At 59.1% G+C, this 2,526-nt stretch carries 1 protein-coding gene; it reads right to left on the reverse strand.

All coding sequences use genetic code 11. The features are described from left to right. Positions 1-143: 143 nt before the first annotated feature. Positions 144-2,526, reverse strand: a 2,383-nt coding sequence (metH, locus tag AAAB16_RS01315; RefSeq protein WP_340661707.1) for a methionine synthase, incomplete at its 5' end; no start/stop codon positions are given.

Below are 2,526 nucleotides of genomic sequence, written 5' to 3' on the forward strand. Positions count from 1 at the left end.
AGATTATTCCGCGATTCCCATTTTCCTGAGCCAGTCTGGATTCACGCCTGCGCGGGAATGACGGTGTTTGCTGAGCGTTCACCGCCTTAGTTACAAGGCGGCGGTCCGGCGATTCGGTATCCCGTGGCGCGCGGGCGAGCTGATCAGTTGTCGTAGCCCAGGTTCGGCGCCAACCAGCGTTCGGTTACGGCCAAGTCCTGGCCCTTTCGCGCGGTGTAGCTTTCGATCTGGTCTTTATCCACTTTACCCACGGCAAAGTACTGCGCCTGCGGGTGGGCGAAGTACCAGCCGCTGACGGCTGCAGCCGGGAACATGGCGTAGTGTTCGGTGAGGAACACGCCGCTAACGCCGGCTTTAAGCTCTTCGGCCGTTGGGTCGAGCAGTTCGAACAGCGTGCCTTTTTCGGTGTGATCCGGGCAGGCGGGGTAGCCTGGGGCAGGGCGGATGCCCTTGTAGGCTTCTTTGATCAGCTCGTCGTTGCTTAGCGTTTCTTCCGGGTCGTAGCCCCAGTAGTTTTTCCGCACTTGTTGGTGCAGCCATTCGGCGCAGGCCTCGGCCAGGCGGTCGGCCAGGGCTTTGACCATGATCGAGTTGTAGTCGTCGCCCGCGTCTTGGTAAGCCTTGGCCACTTCCTCGGCGCCGATGCCAGCGGTGGTGATAAAACCGCCCACGTAGTCGGTAATGCCGCTGCTTTTCGGCGCGACAAAGTCGGCCAGAGAGAAGTTGGGCTTGCCGTCGGTTTTGATGATTTGCTGACGCAGGTGGTGCAGTTTGGCCAGCGGTTGGCCGTCGTCGCCGTACAGCTCCAGGTCGTCGTCTTGCACCTGGTTGGCCGGCCAGAAACCAAATACCGCGCGGGCTTTGATCAGTTTGCCGTCGATCAGCTTGCTGAGCATTTCGCGGGCGTCTTTGTACAGCGAGGTCGCGGCTTCGCCGACTACTTCGTCTTCCAAAATGCGCGGGAATTTGCCAGCCAAGTCCCAGGAGATAAAGAACGGCGTCCAGTCGATGTATTCGGCCAGCACGTTTAGGTCGATATCTTCCAGCACCTTCACGCCAGTAAAGGTCGGCACGGTCGGCTGGTAGTTGGCCCAGTCGAACTGCGGCTTTTTCGCCACCGCCGCGCCATAGCTCAAGCGCTCGGTACGGGCGCTGCGGTTGGCGGTGCGTTCGCGTACTTCGATGTAGTCTTTACGGGTGCTTTCAACAAAGCCGGCTTTCAGCTCTTTAGACAGCAACTGGGTGGCCACACCCACGGCGCGCGAGGCGTCGGTGACGTACACCACCGCATCGTTCTGGTACTTGGGCTCGATCTTCACCGCGGTGTGCGCTTTCGAGGTGGTGGCGCCACCGATCATCAGCGGCAAGGTGAAGCCCTGGCGCTGCATTTCGCGGGCGACGTGAACCATCTCGTCTAACGACGGCGTAATCAGGCCAGACAAACCAATGATGTCGCACTTTTCGGCAATCGCCGTTTGCAGAATCTTCTCTGCCGGCACCATCACGCCCAAATCGACGATGTCGTAGCCGTTGCAACCGAGCACCACGCCGACGATGTTTTTGCCGATGTCGTGCACGTCACCTTTAACCGTGGCCATGAGGATCTTGCCTTTGGCTTCCGGCTTGTCGCCTTTTTCCAGCTCGATAAACGGAATCAGGTGGGCCACGGCCTGCTTCATCACACGGGCCGATTTCACCACCTGCGGCAGGAACATTTTGCCCTCGCCAAACAGGTCGCCGACGATGTTCATGCCGGACATCAGCGGCCCTTCGATCACTTCGATAGGCCGCGCGAACGACTGCCGCGACTCTTCGGTGTCTTCCACAATGTGCGTGGTAATGCCTTTCACCAGCGCGTGTTCCAGGCGCTTGTTAACGCTCCAGGAGCGCCACTCTTCGGTCTCGGCTTCTTTAACGCTGCCATCGCCTTTGTAGTTGTCGGCAATCGCCAGCAGGGCGTCGGTGCCGTTCGGGGTGCGGTTAAGCACCACGTCTTCCACGCGGTCACGCAGCTCTTGTGGGATCTGGTCGTAGATCTCCAACTGGCCGGCGTTAACAATGCCCATGGTCAGGCCGTTTTTGATCGCGTAGTACAAGAACACCGAGTGAATTGCCTCACGCACCGGGTTGTTGCCGCGGAAGGAGAACGACACGTTGGACACGCCGCCCGAGCTCAAGGCGTAGGGCAGGTTGTCGCGGATATAGGCGCAGGCGTTGATAAAGTCGACGGCGTAGTTGTTGTGCTCCTCGATGCCGGTGGCCACGGCAAAGATGTTCGGGTCGAAGATGATGTCTTGCGGCGGAAAGCCGACTTCATCGACGAGAATGTCGTAGGAGCGTTTGCAGATCTCGATCTTGCGCTGTTCGGTGTCGGCCTGGCCGAGTTCGTCAAAGGCCATCACCACCACAGCGGCGCCGTAGCGCTTGCATAGCTTGGCGTGGTGAATGAACTGCTCGACGCCTTCTTTCATGGAGATCGAGTTAACGATGCCCTTGCCTTGAATGCATTTAAGGCCCGCTTCGATC

Source organism: Pseudomonas sp. (genome assembly GCF_037994325.1).
GTDB lineage: Bacteria > Pseudomonadota > Gammaproteobacteria > Pseudomonadales > Pseudomonadaceae > Aquipseudomonas.